The organism is Limnohabitans sp. TEGF005, assembly GCF_055394835.1.
Genome location: NZ_AP029226.1, coordinates 408,917 through 427,006, shown reverse-complemented (window position 1 = coordinate 427,006; position 18,090 = coordinate 408,917). Strand labels below are relative to the sequence as shown.

The 18,090-nt window shown below is 59.1% G+C and carries 18 protein-coding genes and 1 pseudogene; 10 read left to right on the top strand and 9 right to left on the bottom strand.

Features of this window, described 5'->3' with window-relative positions:
• Positions 1 to 18: 18 nt before the first annotated feature.
• The gene (locus ACZ5RG_RS02015) at positions 19 to 882 is read left to right on the top strand and encodes an energy transducer TonB family protein (protein ID WP_464447655.1); all 864 of its coding nucleotides are present in this window, start codon (positions 19 to 21) and stop codon (positions 880 to 882) included.
• Between the two features lie 439 nt (positions 883 to 1,321).
• Entirely contained in the window at positions 1,322 to 1,900 is a 579-nt protein-coding gene (locus tag ACZ5RG_RS02010; protein ID WP_464447654.1) for a rhodanese-like domain-containing protein, read from the top strand.
• A gap of 21 nt (positions 1,901 to 1,921) precedes the next feature.
• Here ACZ5RG_RS02010 and ACZ5RG_RS02005 read toward each other — a convergent pair whose 3' ends face one another.
• Both ACZ5RG_RS02005 and ACZ5RG_RS02000 read right to left on the bottom strand, forming a co-directional pair.
• Complete coding sequence (locus ACZ5RG_RS02005; protein ID WP_312260479.1) at positions 1,922 to 2,623, bottom strand: Crp/Fnr family transcriptional regulator; 702 nt, start codon at positions 2,621 to 2,623, stop codon at positions 1,922 to 1,924.
• 51 nt (positions 2,624 to 2,674) lie between these two features.
• Positions 2,675 to 3,109 (bottom strand): thioredoxin fold domain-containing protein, encoded by a 435-nt coding sequence (locus ACZ5RG_RS02000; protein ID WP_464447653.1) that lies wholly within the window; start codon positions 3,107 to 3,109, stop codon positions 2,675 to 2,677.
• Positions 3,110 to 3,275: 166 nt separating this feature from the next.
• On the opposite strand from ACZ5RG_RS02000, the gene ACZ5RG_RS01995 reads away from it, so the two are divergent.
• Together ACZ5RG_RS01995 and ACZ5RG_RS01990 are read left to right on the top strand one after the other, a co-directional pair.
• The gene (locus ACZ5RG_RS01995; RefSeq protein WP_464447652.1) at positions 3,276 to 4,340 is read left to right on the top strand and encodes a YeeE/YedE family protein; all 1,065 of its coding nucleotides are present in this window, start codon (positions 3,276 to 3,278) and stop codon (positions 4,338 to 4,340) included.
• A gap of 90 nt (positions 4,341 to 4,430) precedes the next feature.
• Positions 4,431 to 5,528: a YeeE/YedE family protein gene (locus ACZ5RG_RS01990; protein WP_298598681.1), complete on the top strand. Its 1,098-nt coding sequence runs from the start codon at positions 4,431 to 4,433 to the stop codon at positions 5,526 to 5,528.
• Between the two features lie 124 nt (positions 5,529 to 5,652).
• Here ACZ5RG_RS01990 and ACZ5RG_RS01985 read toward each other — a convergent pair whose 3' ends face one another.
• The 5 genes from ACZ5RG_RS01985 to ACZ5RG_RS01965 all read right to left on the bottom strand — a co-directional run bounded on the left by ACZ5RG_RS01985 (position 5,653) and on the right by ACZ5RG_RS01965 (position 8,839).
• The gene (locus tag ACZ5RG_RS01985) at positions 5,653 to 6,273 is read right to left on the bottom strand and encodes a c-type cytochrome (RefSeq protein WP_298598678.1); all 621 of its coding nucleotides are present in this window, start codon (positions 6,271 to 6,273) and stop codon (positions 5,653 to 5,655) included.
• Between the two features lie 98 nt (positions 6,274 to 6,371).
• Positions 6,372 to 7,646: an FCSD flavin-binding domain-containing protein gene (locus ACZ5RG_RS01980; protein WP_464447651.1), complete on the bottom strand. Its 1,275-nt coding sequence runs from the start codon at positions 7,644 to 7,646 to the stop codon at positions 6,372 to 6,374.
• Between the two features lie 11 nt (positions 7,647 to 7,657).
• Positions 7,658 to 7,963 (bottom strand): c-type cytochrome, encoded by a 306-nt coding sequence (locus ACZ5RG_RS01975; RefSeq protein WP_298598672.1) that lies wholly within the window; start codon positions 7,961 to 7,963, stop codon positions 7,658 to 7,660.
• 50 nt (positions 7,964 to 8,013) lie between these two features.
• The gene (locus ACZ5RG_RS01970) at positions 8,014 to 8,424 is read right to left on the bottom strand and encodes a DsrE family protein (protein WP_312260484.1); all 411 of its coding nucleotides are present in this window, start codon (positions 8,422 to 8,424) and stop codon (positions 8,014 to 8,016) included.
• An 85-nt stretch (positions 8,425 to 8,509) separates the two neighbouring features.
• A complete protein-coding gene (locus ACZ5RG_RS01965; RefSeq protein WP_464447650.1) occupies positions 8,510 to 8,839 on the bottom strand; it encodes an ArsR/SmtB family transcription factor in 330 nt (109 codons plus the stop codon).
• Positions 8,840 to 9,092: 253 nt separating this feature from the next.
• Between ACZ5RG_RS01965 and ACZ5RG_RS01960 the strand changes: the two genes are divergently transcribed.
• Entirely contained in the window at positions 9,093 to 10,031 is a 939-nt protein-coding gene (locus ACZ5RG_RS01960) for an ion transporter (RefSeq protein ID WP_464447649.1), read from the top strand.
• A gap of 42 nt (positions 10,032 to 10,073) precedes the next feature.
• On the opposite strand, the gene ACZ5RG_RS01955 is transcribed toward ACZ5RG_RS01960, so the two are convergent.
• Positions 10,074 to 11,708, bottom strand: coding sequence for an ABC transporter permease (locus tag ACZ5RG_RS01955; protein ID WP_312260487.1), 1,635 nt, complete (start codon positions 11,706 to 11,708; stop codon positions 10,074 to 10,076).
• 105 nt (positions 11,709 to 11,813) lie between these two features.
• On the opposite strand from ACZ5RG_RS01955, the gene ACZ5RG_RS01950 reads away from it, so the two are divergent.
• Positions 11,814 to 12,977 carry an ABC transporter ATP-binding protein gene (locus tag ACZ5RG_RS01950; protein WP_298598660.1) on the top strand — a complete coding sequence of 388 codons (1,164 nt, stop codon included), beginning with the start codon at positions 11,814 to 11,816 and terminating at the stop codon, positions 12,975 to 12,977.
• A 56-nt stretch (positions 12,978 to 13,033) separates the two neighbouring features.
• Here ACZ5RG_RS01950 and ACZ5RG_RS01945 read toward each other — a convergent pair whose 3' ends face one another.
• Positions 13,034 to 13,984: a hypothetical protein gene (locus ACZ5RG_RS01945; RefSeq protein ID WP_298598657.1), complete on the bottom strand. Its 951-nt coding sequence runs from the start codon at positions 13,982 to 13,984 to the stop codon at positions 13,034 to 13,036.
• A gap of 248 nt (positions 13,985 to 14,232) precedes the next feature.
• On the opposite strand from ACZ5RG_RS01945, the pseudogene ACZ5RG_RS01940 reads away from it, so the two are divergent.
• From ACZ5RG_RS01940 to coaE, 4 genes and pseudogenes are all read left to right on the top strand, one after another.
• A pseudogene (locus ACZ5RG_RS01940) lies at positions 14,233 to 15,411 on the top strand (GspE/PulE family protein); the annotation flags it as partial.
• A complete protein-coding gene (locus ACZ5RG_RS01935; RefSeq protein ID WP_464447648.1) occupies positions 15,408 to 16,622 on the top strand; it encodes a type II secretion system F family protein in 1,215 nt (404 codons plus the stop codon). The pseudogene ACZ5RG_RS01940 and the gene ACZ5RG_RS01935, both read left to right, overlap by 4 nt.
• 1 nt (position 16,623) lies before the next feature.
• Positions 16,624 to 17,463, top strand: coding sequence for a prepilin peptidase (locus tag ACZ5RG_RS01930; protein ID WP_464447647.1), 840 nt, complete (start codon positions 16,624 to 16,626; stop codon positions 17,461 to 17,463).
• 2 nt (positions 17,464 to 17,465) lie between these two features.
• Entirely contained in the window at positions 17,466 to 18,083 is a 618-nt protein-coding gene (coaE, locus tag ACZ5RG_RS01925; RefSeq protein ID WP_312260490.1) for a dephospho-CoA kinase, read from the top strand.
• The last annotated feature ends 7 nt before the right edge of the window (positions 18,084 to 18,090 follow it).

Genomic DNA, 18,090 nt, shown 5'->3' with positions numbered 1-18,090 from the left:
CAAAAGCTTCGGCGACTCATGTTCAGAGACAAACACTTCTTCGCCGTTTTCCTCACGCTGGCCTTGCACGCGGCCGTGTGGCTGCTGGTCAGTGACTACCGTTTCAAATACGTCAGCCCAGCGGATGCGCCCAAAGCCTCTGAAAAAATCGTCTTGCTGGAACTCTTACCGGCACCGCGCCAGGACTTGCCCGAACCCACACCCCCAGTCGCCCAGCCCACCGCCGCCCTGCAGGCCCCGACAGACACGCCTTTGGCGATGTCTTCAGCTGTGTCTGTGCCCCCGGTATCTACAGAGCCCCCTCGCGCGAGCATGGCAGCCCCCCCGCCGCCAACGGCCGAAGAATGGGCTTTTGCCGCCAACTACACAAACAAAAACAGCAAGGGCTACCGTTACAGCTGGGGCCAGCAGGTGCGCAGCATGATGGGCACCGCCGTTGAAGGCCCCGACCAGGGCGTGGTGCGCTTTCGCATCGAGATCGCGCCCGACGGCAGCTTGACGCAAGTTCAAACCCTGTGGACCACCTCGGCTGTGGCGGAACAACTTGCCCGCCAAGCCATTAAGAACATGCCCCCGCTTCCGCCCACCCCGACCGGCAAGCCTTTGGTGTTTGAGAAAACCATTTCCTTTTCGCCCTTTGCCAACGACGGGTCACCTCTTTACAAAGACGACTGCCTGCCCGACCCACCCGTTTTTCGCAATCCGTTTGCCTGGGATGGCCGATCGCCCCAAGTGGTGGCTGCGCCTGCCCCGGCAACCAAACTTGACCCACAAGCAATGGAAGAATGTCTGCGGCAATTGCCCAAAGACAGCATCGAAGCCGAAAGCGCGCGCGACCAGCGCCTGATGGAACGATGGGGCTCCAGCCAAACGGGCCGTTGATCTGCTCGCTGGCATCGCAAAGACCCACAAGGCCTTGCTTAGCAACGCGTCGAACCCTGGTCAGTAGGAAATCAGCGGCAGTTGTTGTACAGCTTGCATTTCGCCTCATGGCCCATGGCTTTGGCGAAATCAGGCACCTTGCAGCGCGCGAAGTCTGCAGCGTCGACTGCAGAAGGTACACCTGATTCGCTGATGCCTTACAGCGCAGGCACAACTCGGCTCCTTTAGTGGGACACCCCAGCGCCAACAGCAACAGAAACAGCAACAGCAAGACAGGTGGCACACGCTGGCTTCGTGCGCGGGATGCAGCTGGATGGGCCACACCAGCAACATGTGCCACATGGATTGACATGGATCAAATCAATACCTCAGCAGCTTTTTAGAATCCGGCTCAGCCAAGAAGCTTGGGCTTTTTATTCACTGTTGACGGAGACACCACATGAAACACATCGCTGCCTGGGTTCTGGGCATGAGCCTCTCAAGCCTGGCCTTTGGCCAAGCCGCCACCATCGCGGTCGGCACCCCTTTGAACATCATCGACACCCAAAAATCGGTGACCGTGAACACCGTCAAAGGCCCGATCACCATCACCCGCACCATGACGGCTTGCGCCAAAAACGGCGGCAACCTGCAGCCACTTGTGCCTGTGACAGGCGTGCACCCGGTGGGCGAGATTGAAATCCTTGAAGCCCTGAGCGACCGTAACGCCATCGTGTTGGACATGCGCGACACCAACGACCGTGTCAAAGGCACCATTCCCGGCTCGGTCGGCATTCCATACACCGAAGTCGCTGCCCGCATGAACGAGTTGGGTTGCAAGAAAAACGGCAGCCAGTGGAACTGCGAAACGGCCAAAAAGGTTTACGCCTTTTGCAACGGTCCAGTCTGCCCACAAAGCCCCATGGCCATCAAAGCCATGACCCGCGATGGCTTTCCGGCTGACAAAATTTATTACTACCGCGGCGGCATGCTGGACTGGGACGCACTGGGCCTGACCAGCGTCAAAGACGAGTTTTAAGCCCCCCTTCGCCCTCAAGCCTTAACGCATTAACAAGGCTTCATTGGTGATTTCGTAACGTCTGCCTTGTTTGTCGCAAGGCTTCAGGGCACCGTCGCGCACCAAGGCGCTGATTTCGCGGCTCACGGTTTCGAGTTTGATGTCGAGCATGGCACCCATGTCGTCTCGTGCAAAAAACGAGGTGATGCCGGGCTGGTCGGGGTCACGCATTTTCAGGGCCAGGGCGGCCACGCGTTGGCGGGCCGAACCGAAGTTCAAATCGGCCAGCCAGTCATCGGCATCTTTCAGGGCTTGCTGCCACTTTTGCATCAGGCGCTTGTGCAGGCGCGGCGAGTTGGCAGACAGGTGGTGCAAGACCGCCAAGGGGATGCGGCAGACCTGCGCTTCCACCAGCGCAATGGCTTCGGTGTCATAACGTGCGTTGGCCAGCGCTTCCAAGCCCGCCACGTCGCCTGGACGCAACACGCGCACGATGCGTTCGCGCCCGTCGGCGGTGGCCCGCACCAGCTTGACCATGCCTTTGCGCAATGTGAACACGCCCAAAGCGGTTTCGCCTTCGGTATAGAGCGCAGCATCGGCAGCAAACACCATGTCGTCAATGGGCGTGTGGATTTCGCCAAAATCTTGCTCATTCAGGTCGGCAAACAGCACCATGTCGCGGATACCGCAGTTGCGGCAATCCGAGGTGCCTTTCCAGGCCGAATCAATCTTGATGGGAATCATCGTTTGAATCTAGCACGTCCACCGTGCCCTCCGCTGACGCGGAGACGCACATCAAATGGCTTTGCGTCCTTGGACGATGCGCTCTTCCAGGTAAGGGCCGTAAAAGTCGGGCAAATAGGCCCCCTCCATGCGCTCAGCCACCTCTTTGCCCCCGGGTCCGAAAAACAGCAACGTGGGGGTGATTGAAATTTTCCACTGGCGGGTGAGCTGGTCGTGGGTGGTGAGCTTGCCCGCAAAGTCGAGCACGGGCTGGTTCTGACGCATGTCCACCTGGACGATGACGGTGCCCGTTTTTTGCATGGGCGAGAGGTGACTTTGCCGGGCTTGACGGCAAAACACGCACCCATCCAGACTGACCATGACGATCAGAGGCTGTTTGTTTTTAAGGGCACGGGCCAATTCGTCGGGCAGCGACTGGGCTGCGGGCAAGGTGGCGGCACCACCAGACTGCGCCAGCGCGGGTGTTGCGCAAAGTGATACCCCCACCCGTAAAAGCCAGTCACGACGATGCCAAACAGATGGTTGAAAGAGGCTTACAGGGTGGTTCATGGCTTGCAGAACGTGGACAATAGCGGGTTTTGCGCAGGCGGAAAAGGCTTTGCCATTCCGCTGCTTTTGAATATAAGAAACCAATGAATTATTGGAGAAATCCGTGAATCTCGCAAGCTTGCTCGAAACCTGGGGAGACTCGAATGTACTGGCGATGGCAGGTGCCTTGGTCGGTTTCATCTTTGGCTTGGCCGCCCAGCGCACCCGGTTTTGCGCCCGCGCGGCCGTGATCGAATGCTGCGAAGGCCAAGCGGGTGATCGTTTCAGCGTATGGTGGCTGGCCTTTGGGGCTTGCTTGGTGGGCGTGCAGGCGCTGGTTCTGGCGGGCTGGCTCAAGCCGTCGGATTCGCGTTACATCGCCTCGCTCGGCAGCATTTCTGGGGCTGTGTTGGGCGGTTTGTTTTTTGGTGCCGGCATGATCCTCACGCGCGGCTGCGCCAGCCGTTTGCTGATCTTGTCGGCGAACGGCAATTTGCGCGCCCTGTTGTCGGGCTTGGTGTTTGCGGTCACGGTTCAGGCCAGCATTGCCGGTTGGCTGGCCCCGGCCCGCCAAGCCATGACCGCTTGGTGGCCCGTGAACGGCGGGCCTTCGCGTGACTTGTTGCAGCTCTCGGGCATCGGCCCATCGGGTGGAATGGTGTTGGCCTTGCTGGCTTTGGCTACCGGTTTTTACTTTTTCTTCAAGACCCACCAACGCCGCTGGGGCCTGGCGCTGGGCGCGATCATCGCAGGTCTGAGCATTGCTTTGGGCTGGGGGCTGACCCAAGCCATCGCCCTGCAATCTTTCGAAGCGGTGCAAATCCAGAGCCTGAGTTTCAGCAGCGGATCGGCCGAGATGCTGATGCGCGCACTGTCCACCAGCACTTCGCCCAGCGCAGGCTTTGACGCGGGCTTGCTGCCTGCAACGTTCTTGGGCTCTTTGCTGGGCGCGCTGGTTGGCGGCGACTTCAAGCTCGAAGGATTCAAAACCGAGAACAAACTGGGCCATTACCTGATCGGTGCCGTGCTCATGGGTTTTGGTGCTGTGCTGGCTGGCGGATGCACCGTGGGCGCGGGCATGACCGGGGGCTCACTGTTCTCGCTCACGGCTTGGCTGACCCTGATCGCTATCTGGCTGGGCGCAGGCATGGCCTGGCGCATCAACCGCCGCATGGGTTGGCCGATCTGAGTCTTGCTTGTCATGATGCGCGTCAATCGCGCAGTACCCGTTAAGGCGTACATTTCATATCAGCAATGACTGATATGAATGGAGCAACCCATGTCAATGGCGCAATGGTTGGAGACTTACGGGCAAGGCACCGTGTTGGCCGCAGGAGGCGGGCTGATCGGTTTGTCCTTTGGATTTTTGGCACAGCGCTCGCGTTTTTGCCTGCGTGCAGCGGTCATTGAGTTTTGGCACCGCCGCTTTGGCGACAAGCTGTCGGTGTGGCTGCTGGCCTTTGCCTCGGCGGTGATTGGTGTGCAGCTCATGGTTTTGATGGGCTGGCTGGACACGGGCAGTGCGCGGCAAATTTCGGCCAAAGGCAGCATCTCGGGCGCCATGATCGGGGGCTTGCTTTTTGGCGTGGGCATGGTCATGACGCGCGGCTGCGCCAGCCGTTTGCTGGTTCTATCGGCCAACGGCAATTTGCGCGCCCTGCTTTCTGGGCTGATCTTTGCCGTGACCGCACAGGCCGCTTTGGCGGGGGTGTTATCGCCTTTGCGAACCCACATCAGCAGTTGGTGGACTGTTGACGGCGGTGCGCCGCGTGACCTGCTGGCCCTGACGGGCATGGACCATTGGGCGGGTTTGTTCATGGGCGGCATCTGGCTGGCGGCGGCCTTGCTTTTTGCTCTGCGCAGCCCGCAACGCAACAAATGGATGTGGTTGGGTGGTATTGGCACGGGCTTGTCGGTGGCGGCGGCCTGGGGCTTCAGCCAATGGGTGGCGGCCGAGTCGTTTGACCCCGTGCAAATTCAAGGCCTGACTTTCAGCGGCCCCTCCGCCGAGTGGTTGATGCGGGTGCTGCATTGGCCCGCACCGGCCATCGGCTTTGACTTTGGCCTGATGCCCGGGGTCTTCATCGGTTCCTTGATCGGCGCACTGATCGGCAAAGACTGGAAGCTGGAGGGTTTTTCTGACGGCTACAGCATGCGCCGCTACATCGGCGGCGCGGTCTTTATGGGCTTTGGCTCGATGCTGGCAGGTGGCTGCGCCGTGGGCGCGGGCGTGACGGGTGGGGCCATTTTTGCCCTGACCGCCTGGTTGAGCCTGGTGGGCATGTGGGTGGGCGCAGGCCTGACCGACCGCTGGCTCGATGGAGGGGCTTCTGCCAAACCGACCTCCTTGCCCGCTGAGGGTTTCAAGAGACCTTGATGTGGTGCGGCTTGGCGCAGACCCCGCGCCCTTCACCCATTGCGGGCAATGAGAAGTGCTCTGGGGGGCACCATCGCAACAACGGGTGTCGCGCATTCAAGCGGATGTGGGCCCGTAAGCGCGCTTATTTGCCACTCAGGTATTCGGCCACGGCGGCCATTTCAAGCGGCGACATTTTGCTGGCGATGGCGTGCATGACGGCGTTGTCGTTGGTGCGTTCGCGCAGGTTGAACTGCTTGAGCTGCGTTTCGGTGTAGCCCGAATACTGGCCCGCCAGGCGCGGCAAAGCGGTCGTGCCCTTGGCCTCAGCGCCGTGGCAGCTGGCACAAGCGGCCAAGCCACTGTATTTATTGCCGTTGTGGTAAATGTATTTGCCCACAGCAGCCAGCCCGGCATCTTTGGGCGGTTCAACTTCGATGGTCTTCTTTTCAAAGAACTGGCCCAGCGCCACCATTTCATCGGGTGTCAGCTTGGCCACCATGTCGGCCATGGCTGTGCTTTTGCGTTTGCCGGTCTTGAAGTTTTCCAGCTGCTTGGCGGTGTATTCCCAGTGCTGGCCTGCCAAGCGCGGAAACACCTCACTGGACGATTCGCCCTCGGCACCATGACAGACAAAACAGACACCGCCCACGATTTTTTTGGCACGGGCTTCGTCGGCCTGCGCCATGGCCGAGGATGACAGCCAGGCTGCGCACAACAACAAAATGGCAGGAGCCAAACGACTGGGAGTAAAACGTGTGTTCATGATCCACCTCGACATCGAACGCATCAAAATGCAAAACCAAAAAACGCCATAAAAAAACGCCGCGAGTCTCGTGACTGCGGCGCTTCTTAAAGGCCTCATCAAGCCAGCGTATCGGCCCAAATGTTGCGCGCCCAAGCCAGGGCGTAGCGGCCTTCCAGCTCGTTGGCCGCACTCGACACCCCGCCGGAGCCGGGCACTGCCAACATGGTCTTTTTGTCGGCGTCGTATTTGTGCACGCTGGCAACGTGAACCACGTCTTCCGAGCTGACAAAGCTGTAGCAGGTGTTGTTGTAGATGGGCATCGGATTGACTTCTTTGCCCATCAACAAGGCGATGACCGCTGCGGCGCAGGTCTTGCCGTGCTGGTTGGCCATGTGGCCCGACTTGGGCATGCCCGGCGCAATTTGGATCGAGTCGCCCAGGACGTGCACATTTTTGGCAGCCTTGGACTCAAAGGTGAGGAAATCCACTTCGCACCAGCGCTTGTTGGCTGTGGCCAAGCCGGCATTGACGGCAATGTCGCCGGCACGCATGCTGGGAATCACGTTCAAGACATTGGCCTTGATGTCGTCGTTGAACTCGAACTTCAAGGTGTTGGTGGCCGCGTCGACATCGGTCACGTTGTGTTTGCCACGGTATTCGACGATGCCTTTGTAACGCTCGGCCCAGGCCTTCTTGAACAAAGGACCTTTAGAGGTCACGTCGTCGTTGGCATCCAAAATTAGCACCTTGCTCTTGGGCTTGGCCTTGGTGAAGTACTCAGCCACTTGGCAGGCACGTTCATATGGGCCGGGAGGGCAACGGTAGGGGGCCAGCGGGATCGACATGGCAAACACGCCGCCATCGGGCATGGCTTCGAGTTGCTTGCGCAGCGTGACGGTTTGAGCGCCCGCTTTCCAGGCGTGCATGACCTTGTCTTTGGCACCGGCCTTGTTCATGCCAGGCAGTGTTTCCCACATGAAATCGACACCGGGCGAAACGATCAAGCGGTCATAAGTCAGCTCGGTGCCGCCCGCCAATTTAACGATGCGTTTGTCGGCGTCGATGCTGTTGACACGGTCTTTGACGATCGTGACACCGTGGCGCTTGGTCAGGTTGTCATAGGGCGTGGTGATCTCGGCAATGGTTTTGCTGCCGCCGATCACCAAGTTGGACATGGGGCACGAAATGAAGGAATCATTGGGCTCGACCAAGGTGACCTGGATCTTGTGCTCCGACCACAGGCGCAGGTATTTGGCTGCCGTCGCACCCGAATAGCCCCCACCAATGACCACCACTTTGGGGCCGCTGCCACCACCCACGGTGGCACAACCAGAAACCAGTCCCATGGCACCCAAAGCGGAGCCGGTCTGCAAAAAATGACGACGTTGCATGGCGGTTTTCCTTATTTCTTTTGTGCAGCAAAGTAGCTGGCGATGGCAACGATTTGCTCGTCGGAATAGCCCTTGGACAGCTGGTGCATGATGGTGGCGGGCTTGCGGCCCGCTTTGAAGTCGAGCATTTTCTTGACCATGTCATCCTTGTTGGCACCGGCCAAGGACTCCATGCCGGGCTGAGCACGGCCGTCGGTGCCGTGGCAGGCGGCGCAAGAAGCGGCCCAGCTGCGCACATGCAGCGGATCGACCTGGGCTTGGGCCAGGCCAGACAGGGCAAGCAAAGCAGCCGCTGTCAAAGCGTGTTGAATCTTCATGGGTTTTCCTCGAAAAAGACAGACAGGACGAATGGACGTCTCAACGCCCATCAGGGACGCAAATAGACAAATTTCTCGTTGGCCTGCAACTTGGCCACTTCAGCGACACCCGATGGCACCACCTTGGTTTCCATCAACAATTTATCCGGCGAAATTTTTCGGCTCACCAAGGTGTTGTTGCACACCCGAAACTCAACGCCTTTGCTGGCGAGATCACTGACGCTGCCTGCGAATGGCTGGTCCATCTGGTTGGTGGCCCCGTCCAACAAAAAGTCGATGCCCAAGCCATGTGTGACCACCACGATCTTGGCAGTCGGGTCTGCGGCCAGGTGATTGCGGATATTGCCGATGGCACGCGAAGCCTGCGGAATGCCTTCGCTCAGGTGATAAACCACCTTGATGTCGGCCCAGGTCAAAGTGCAGGCCAACAGGCCAGTGATCAAAAGCAGGGAACGCTTCATTAGTAACTCCTTATGGATGGATGGTAGCGTGATCGGCAGGGAGGGTGGGCCCGTGAAAACCCGACCCGAAACTGACGCTGTTCTTTCATTCGACTTCGCTGGCAATCTGCACGCACACCGCGCGGCACAGCGTGACCACCCGGTCGTTGACGATGCGGTAGAAAATTTGTACGCCTTCACGGCGCTTGCCCAGCACACCCGCCTGATACAGCGTGTTCAGGTGCTGAGACATGTTGGGCTGGGTGGTGTCGATTTCGCTGAGCAATTCGCCCACATTTTTTTCACCGTTGCACAAAGCACTGATGATGCGCAGGCGCATGGGGGCAGACATGACACGAAAGACCTCGGCGGCTTTTTCAAACACCTCTTCCGATTCGGTCAGGATGTTGTCTTCTACGGGGGCTTGTTTGGCCATGGTTTGTGTTTCCATTGTTGTTCGAATGGCTGCACGATTGTCCAACAAAAAGACCGTGCAACCGCCCTCAAGAGGACAGGGGATTGCCGCATTGTGGCCAATTTCTACCCAAGGGCGAACCATTGATTTGTTGTTTGCTTATACAAAGAACAAGATATAGCCGCACTGACCTGCCGCCCCCCTGCAGCCAAACACCGCGTCAAAGCCTGTTCAAAGAGGCGGCCAGGCCCATGTTCTTGTCTAATATAGGCCCATGACTGCACACCATCCACTGAGACAACGGTTGTTCCTGATTTTGGAACTCAAGGGCCACAAAGACAAAAAGGCCGCTTGGTTGTTTTCATGGGTGCTGACCTTGATGGTGCTCAGCAATGTCGTGGCCGTCATTCTTGAATCAGTGCCCGCAATCCACGCCCAATACGGCACGGTATTGGCCGTGTTCGACACGGTGTCGGTGCTGTTTTTCAGTGTGGAATACCTGCTGCGCATCTGGACGGCCGCAGAAAAAAACAAACACGTTCAGCACACTGCGGCACGCCGACGGCTGCGCTACATGCTCAGTTTTCACGGCCTGGTCGATTTGCTCGCAGTCTTGCCCTTCTTTTTGCAATCCTTGTTGCCCGGTCTGGATTTGCGCTTTTTGCGTGTCATCCGGATCATGCGCATCTTGAAGTTGTCGCATTACTCCACCGCACTGGAAGACCTGATTGCCTCCATCTATGCAGAAAGAGACGCCTTCATCTCGGCGCTTTACCTGCTGGCGCTGTCGATCCTCATCACTTCATGCCTGATGCACTACGCCGAGCACGCCTTGCAAGCCGACAAATTCGGCACGATTCCCGATGCGATGTGGTGGTCCATCATCACCATCACCACCGTGGGGTATGGCGATGCAACGCCCATCTCAGCCTGGGGGAAAGTGATTGGGGCTTTCACGGCACTGTCCGGGGTTTTCACGGTGGCGCTGCTGACCGGCATCGTGGCATCAGCATTTGCAACTCGCGTGCGGACACAGGAAATCGAATTCACCACCGAGGTCGAAGAAGTCCTCAAAGACGGTCATGTGAATGCGAAAGAGCGACGGACCATCGAACATTTGCGTCAGGAATTCAGCCTCACCGAAGATCACGCCCAAGCCATCGTCCGGCAAATCATCGAAGAACAATCCCTGTACGAGAAGAAGTCCGTTTAGGCCAACGCGAAAGGGGTATCACGCCCCCGTACGTTCATGGTTTCAGGATTTCGTTTGCCGCAACGTCCGGCTGAGCAGGATCACGGGGATCAAACCCACCAACACCAGCGCCAACGAGGGCAAAGCTGCTTCGCCCAGGCGCTCATCCCGCGCCAATTGGTAGGCTACCACGGCGAGCGTGTCGCTGTTGAAAGGCCTCAACACCATGGTGGCGGGCAGCTCTTTCATCACGTCCACAAACACCAACAGCATGGCGGCCAGGGTGGTGCGTTTCAGCAAGGGCGCGTGCACACGGCGCATCAGTCCCCAACCGGTCACGCCCAGCATGCGGGCCGAATCGTCCAGACTGGCCGGAATGCGGGCATAGCCGCTTTGCACCGACTGCAGCGCCACCGCGCAAAAACGCACGAGATAGGCCCAGACCAGCCCCAAAGAAGTGGCCGTTATCCATGCGCCAGCCGACGATGCGGGCCAGGTCTGCTGAATCCAGCCCACGGGCAAGAGCAAGCCCACCACCACCACCGCGCCGGGAATGGCATAACCCAAACCCACCAGCTGGATGGCCCCTTGGCTGATGCGGTCTGCGCGGGTGCGCACACTGAAGGCCAACGCCAGCGCCACGCCCACCGCCAACAATGCAGTCACCGCACCCAGACGCAAACTGGTCAGCGCCCATTGGGCAAAGCGATCCCACGGCAGCTCGGTGGTCTCACCCGCCATGGCCCGCAACATGATGAGAACCGGCAAAACAAAACCCAGCATCACGGGCAAGCTGCACACGGCCCAAGCCATGACCCGGGAAGCACCCTGCAACGCGACGGGCTGCGCCTCGGCAGAGCCTTGACGCGAGCCGCGCCCTTGGTTGAAGCGCATGCGCTTTTGTGCACGCTGCTCCAGCTGAAGCAAGACCACCACCACGGCCAACAGCACGGTGGCCAATTGCGCCGCCGCAATGCGGTTGTCCATGGACAACCAGGCTTTGTAAATGCCGGCCGTGAAAGTCTGGATACCGAAGTAGCTGGACACCCCAAAATCAGCCAGCGTTTCCATCAGCGCCAGCGCCACCCCAGCGGCCACTGCCGGGCGGGCCAATGGCAAGGCAATTTCGCGAATGCGGCGTGACAGCGGTGCGCCTAGCAGTCTGGCCGCTTCCATCAAGCCCGAAGCCCGTTCGACCAAGGCCGTGCGGGCCAGCAAATACACATACGGGTAAAGCGACAAAGTGAACACCAGCGCCGCGCCCCAAATGCTGCGCACATCGGGCCACAAACGACCTTGTAAACCCAGCGCTTCGCGCAAGGCCACCTGCAGTGGCCCGCTGAACTGCAAAAAGTCGGTATAGGCATAGGCCACCACATAAGCGGGCATGGCCAAAGGCAAGAGCAGCAGCCATTCAAAAGCGCCACGCCCTGGAAAATCGAACAAGGTGACCAGCGCCGCCGTAGCCAGCCCCAGCACAGTCACCCCCACCGCCACCAACAAACACAGGCTCAAGGTGGTGAGCGCGTAATCGGGCAGCACGGTGCGGCCCATTTCCAGCAAGATATCGGCGCTTGGCCCGCTCCATTGCAGCCACGAACCCAGCACGGCCAACACCGGCAAGGCCAAAGCCAATGCCAGCAAGGCGAAAAACAAGGAAGGGAGCCCCGATAAACGGCGGGCCAGGGTGGTCAGCATCAAGAAAGCGGGTTCAACAAGGTCATGGCTTATTGTAGGAGCCCGCCTGATGGCGATCAGCCCACGGCCATGAGAGGCCGACCCAACCTGCCTACAATTCAACCCATGTTTCTAGAACTGCGCCAACTGGACATCCAATACCCCGGCAACCCCACGCCCGCCGTGAGAGGGGTCAACCTGGGCTTGCATGCGGGCGACATTGGCGTATTGATCGGGCCATCTGGCTGCGGCAAAACCACGCTGCTGCGTGCGGTGGCCGGACTGGAGCCGGTCTCGGGCGGAAAAATCTTGTTGTCTGACCGCGTGGTCAGCGAACCCGGTCACACCGAACCGGCCGAGCGCCGTCGCATTGGCATGGTGTTTCAAGACTACGCGCTGTTTCCCCATATGGATGTGGGCCGCAACGTGGGCTTTGGACTGGCGCACCTGCCCAAAGCTGAGCGCCAAAAGCGCGTGACCGAAGTACTGACCCTGGTCGGCCTCGAAGGAGCAGACAAACGCTACCCGCACGAACTGTCGGGTGGCCAACAGCAACGCGTGGCACTGGCCCGGGCTTTGGCACCCCAACCCGACTTGCTGCTGCTGGATGAGCCTTTTTCCAACCTCGACATTGACCTGCGCGAACGCCTCGCACACGAGGTGCGCAACATCCTGAAAGCCGCCAAAGCCACCGCCTTGTTGGTCACGCACGACCAGCTCGAAGCCTTTGCCATTGGCGACGTGATTGGCGTGATGAACGAAGGCATCCTCCACCAGTGGGACGATGCCTACAGCCTGTACCACCGCCCCGCCACCCGCTTCGTCGCCGACTTCATCGGCCACGGTGTCTTCACCCCCGCGACGTTGCGCGAAGTGGATGGCCAGCTGATGGTGGACACGCCCGTTGGCACATTGACCGATGTGGCCGAATGCCCCTTGCCTTGCGCCTTTGAGGGTGGCCAATGTGACGTGTTGCTGCGGGCCGACGACATCGTGCACGACGACCATGCCCCAGTGAAGGCCGAAATCATCCGCAAAGCCTTTCGCGGATCTGAATTTTTATACACCCTGCGGCTGGCCAGTGGCGACCTGCTGATGGCCCACGTACCCAGCCACCACGATCACAAACTGGGTGAATGGATCGGCATACGCGCCGAGGTGGACCACGTCGTCACCTTCAACCGCGCCTGCCCGGTGTACAACCGCGAACTCTGCCAAATGCCTTGCGCCAAGGCAGAGGCCTGCGAACACACCGACCCGCAATACCAGCCGGTCAAGTTCGTTTCATAAAGTGCTTGATTGCCTTGTGCAGACGGGAAGATGAGGCCGGGTAGGCTCTCCCGCCATCACCTGACGCAGTAGTAATAGAGCTCGTTCGCACGAACTTCGCTTTCTGGACGAATCGGTGAAGGGTTGGGCAAATCGGGCGCCAAGACCATGTGGTTTGCCAAAGCCCAAACACGCCCGACCGTTCTGACACCTTGGTTCCAGTCTCCCAGATTGGAAACGAATTCGTATTCTTCGGCCGTCGGCAGGCGCGCCTGAATGCTGCGGCAAGTCCGCTCTGCTGCCGCCGCACTGCTGGTGTGACTGATCGGCACACCCGGCGCGCCGATCAGCTCAAGCGTGCGATTGCCCATCTTGACTTTGGATGGGAACTGCGTGTGTTGGAATTCTGCAAACAACTGACTGCTGATGGCCAGCATGACTTGATCGGGTCGGCCCCTGGCTTGGTAGTTGTATGTTCGCCCCGAGGTGACCTGGATATGCAAAGTCACCAACAGATCACCCTTGCAAGTCGGCGCATAAGAGTAAGTACCCCAAGCCATGGCATTGAGTTTGCCCAGCATTCCGGCGTCCAGATAACCTTGTCGTTTTTCATCGCGCAAATCACGGGCCAACGCGTAAATGGGGGCCGGATTGAAAAATGTGATGTTGCGGTTGCGTGGCTGCAGCTTGGTGTACTGGGCATCCAGGGAGGCTTTAAGACTGCCTTCGAGCAACACGTCCATCCCCTTGCCGGCAGTGGCTCGCTCACGATTGAGTTGGGTGTTGCGGTCTAGTGCGTTGAGCAAATCAACCAGCTGTGCAGGGTCTGCGCCAGCGTTGAGCAAATGGATGAGTTGCTGGCTCAAGTTCTTGTGATTTTCTTGCGCCGTGCTCCCATAAGCATCTTGAAACTGGCACAAGTCCTGTCCCTTGATGAAGGGCACGGTTTGCCAGACGGTGATAGGGCTGTAGTGGTCAGCCCAAGCAGGAAGGCAACACGCAAGCCATAACAAACCAATGAATTTCATGTGTGGGCTCAATGGAAGATTCGAATTTAAATGCTAACTGATATTCCGTTTCAGGCTTTGTTTTAAATCACCTTGAAAGTTGACGCAATCTGTCAATGACGCTCCCTCAGACTGACTGCTGCCGCAGGTCAATGCACCCGTTTACAAAATTCGCAATGCAGCCCATGATTACTTTAATTTTTTAAAACAAAATTATTCATGGAGGCGCCATGCTGGACAAACTCGGCAACCCGCAAAAGTTGGGGGCGATCGACGATGCGCCTGTGGTGCACTGGGTCCAGCAACTGCTGGAGCAGGCGGTCACCCTCAAAGCCTCTGACTTGCACTTTGAGCCGTATGAACGCCATTACCGGGTGCGCATGCGCATCGACGGCGAATTGCGCGAAATTGCAACACCGCCCATGGCGCTGAAAGACCGCCTGTCCTCTCGCATCAAGGTGCTCTCGCGACTGGACATTGCCGAAAAACGCCTGCCTCAAGACGGTCGCATGAAGCTGCAATTGGCCAACGGCCGCGAACTGGACTTGCGTGTCAGCACCTTACCCACCTTGTTTGGCGAAAAGCTGGTGATCCGGGTGCTCGACTCCGCCCAGGCCCAACTCGACTTGAACCAACTGGGTTACGAGAGTGAAGACTTGGCCCGTCTGGTGGAAGCGATTCACCGCCCCCACGGCATGGTGCTGGTGACCGGGCCCACGGGCTCGGGCAAAACGCAATCGCTTTATGCCTGTCTGAACCGGCTCAACACGGCCGAAGTGAACATCGCCACGGTGGAAGACCCTTGCGAAATTCAGCTGCAAGGCATCAACCAAGTGAATGTCCAAGACAAGCCCGGCCTGACATTTGCCATCGCTTTGCGTGCTTTTTTGCGACAAGACCCGGATGTCTTGATGGTCGGCGAGGTGCGCGACCTGGAGACAGCCAACATCGCCATCCAGGCGGCCCAGACAGGCCATCTGGTGTTGTCCACCTTGCACACCAACGACGCGCCCAGCACCTTGGTGCGCTTGCGCAACATGGGCGCCGCCTCGTACAACATTGCGGCCAGCGTGACCCTGATCACGGCCCAGCGCCTGGTGCGCTGTCTTTGCCCTCTGTGCAAAGAACGCGTGTCCCTGCCTGCGCAGGTGTTGCTGCAAGCAGGTCTGCCCGCCGATTTGCTGCTTGGCGATGCCGTTGAAGCCTTCAAGCCTGTGGGTTGCACACATTGCCACAAAGGGTTTGCGGGGCGCACCGGTATTTTCCAGGTCATGCCCGTGACTGCAGACATGCAGGCCCTGATTTTGTGCGATGCGGGCAACCAGGAAATGACCCAACTGGCGCAGCGTGAGGGGGTCGCGTCATTGCGTCTGGCAGGTCTGCGAAAAGTACTCAAAGGCATCACCTCGCTCGACGAGGTTTTGGCCAACACGCGGTACGGTGCATGAGCCAGCACGACACACCCGCCCCGACCCCGGTTTTTGCATGGCAGGGTCGTGATGCCCAAGGCCGCCCCACTCAAGGACGCCTGAATGCACACACAGCCGGACTGGCCCGCGCCCAATTGCGCAGACAAGGCGTGCAGTCTGTACGGCTGCAGCGTTTGTGGTGGGACAGACCGCCCCGTGTGCGCCCAGGTGACCTGTCGCTCATGACCCGGCAACTGGCGGCACTGCTGCGGGCGGGGGTTCCCCTTTTGCAGTCGTTGGACATGTTGTCGCGCAGCTTGACGTCTGTGGCGCTGTTGAACATCGTGCAACAAGTGCACAACGACGTGGCGTCTGGCTCGGCTTTGCATGAGGCCTTGGCCAGGCACCCGGCCCATTTCACAAGGCTTTACACCAGCATGGTTCAAGCGGGCGAGTCGGCAGGCATTCTGGACACCATGATGGAGCGCCTGGCGCACACACTGGAGAAAAACGAGGCCTTGCGCTCGCGCGTGCGTTCAGCGCTGGTTTACCCCACGGCGGTGATGGGTGTGGCCATCTCCGTGCTGGTGCTGATCTTGGTGTTTGTGGTGCCCGTGTTCGAAGACGTGTTCAAGTCGTTCGGAGCCGAATTGCCCTGGGCCACACAAATCGTGGTGGCACTGAGCGACGGCTTGAGCGCATCTGGCCCTGTGGCCGTTGTGGTCGCGTTGCTGTGCCTCTGGTTTTGGCAGCGCCCGCAAGCGGGTCAAGCCCAGTTCAAAGCAGCCAAAGACCGCTGGCTGCTCAAATTGCCGATGCTGGGGCCGCTGATGGGCACCGCGGTGGTGGCACGGTGGGCGCAAACCTTGTCAGCCTTGCTGTCGGCAGGCGTTCCCTTGGCAGAAGCATTGGGGCCAGTGGCCCAAGCCTGCGACCACAGCGTGTATGAAGGTGTGACATTGCAATTGCAAAGGCAGGTGACACAAGGCAGCCGATTGAGTGAAGGCATGGCCCAAAGCGACCGTTTTCCGCCCATGATCGTGCAGCTGTGCGCCACGGGCGAAGAAACCGGGGCCATGGACCAGTTGCTGGCACGCGCGGGTGGCCTGATGGAAACCGAACTGGATGACCGGGTCAACGGCCTGTCCAGTTTGCTCGAACCCTTGATCATTGTCGTCTTGGGCGGTCTGATTGGCGGTATTCTTGTGGCCATGTATCTGCCTATTTTTCGCTTGGGTCAGGTGTTCTGAAATGACCACCGATTTCCTACTATGGGGCGGCTTTGCCCTGCTGGGCCTGGTGGTGGGCAGCTTCCTGAATGTGGTGATTCACCGCTTGCCCCGCATGCTGGAGGCGCAATGGGCTGAGGCCATTCGCGAACAAGGCCCTGACACCCCTACCGATAGGCCATCACCCAAGCCTTTCAACATCGCCGTGCCCAGATCGCATTGCCCCCACTGCGGGCATGTGCTGTCATGGTCCGAAAATATCCCGGTGCTCAGTTACCTGGTGCTCAAGGGTCGTTGCAGCCAATGCCACTCGGCAATAGGCTGGCGCTACCCGGTCATTGAACTGTTGACCAGTATTTTGTTTGTCTGGAGCTTTTCCCGATACGGCATGAGCGGCGCTGCTTTGGCCTGGGCAGGTTTTGCCGCCGCTTTGCTGACCCTGGCGGCCATTGACGCCGACACCACCTTGCTGCCCGATGCCATCACCCAACCGTTGGTGTGGGCTGGTTTGTTGGCGGCCAGCCTGGGGCTGAGCGATGTCAGTTTGTCCACGGCCTTGTGGGGGGCCGTGGCGGGTTACCTGTTTTTGTGGTCGGTTTATTGGCTCTTCAAGCTGATAACCGGCAAAGAGGGCATGGGCCAAGGTGACTTCAAACTGCTGGCCGCGCTGGGCGCCTGGCTGGGCTGGCCCGCATTGCTGTCGCTGGTGCTGATGGCCTCCATCACAGGCGCCATCGTGGGTATCTGGCTGCGTGTGCGCCAGCGCCTGCCCGAAGACGGCTATATTCCGTTTGGTCCCTTTTTGGCCTTGGCAGGTTTGTGGGTCATGGCCTTTGGTCACCTGCCGGGCTTGGCTGTTTAAGCATGAACACTCAGCGTATTTGGCGCATCGGCCTGACCGGTGGCATTGGCAGCGGCAAAAGCACCGTGGCCGCCCTGTTGGCAGCCCGTGGTGCCGCAGTGATCGACGCTGACGCGATTTCACGCAGCGTGACGGCCCCGGGCGGACGGGCTATGGCTTCCATTGTTCAAGTCTTCGGACCCCAAATGATCGATGCCCATGGCGCCATGGACCGACAAGCCATGCGTGAACAGATTTTCAAGTCTGCCGATGCCAAAAAGCAGCTTGAAGCCATCATTCACCCGCTGGTGAGCCAGATCACCACAGAGCAAGCACAGACTGCCTTGCAAAACGGCCAACGTTGTTTGGTGTTCGACGTTCCTCTTTTGGTGGAGTCGGGCGAACGCTGGCGCAAGCAAGTAGACCGGGTGATGGTGGTGGACTGCGATGCCGCCACACAAAGACAACGGGTCATGGCCCGCAGTGGGCTGGCAGCCGAAGAAATCGACCGCATCATCGCACTCCAGGCCTCACGTGCACAACGCTTGGCCTGTGCCGATGTGGTGGTCTTCAACCAAGGCCTGAATCTGGCTCAATTAGAGGCGCAAGTGGCTCTGGTGGCGGCTGACTTCGGGCTATGATGGCGGC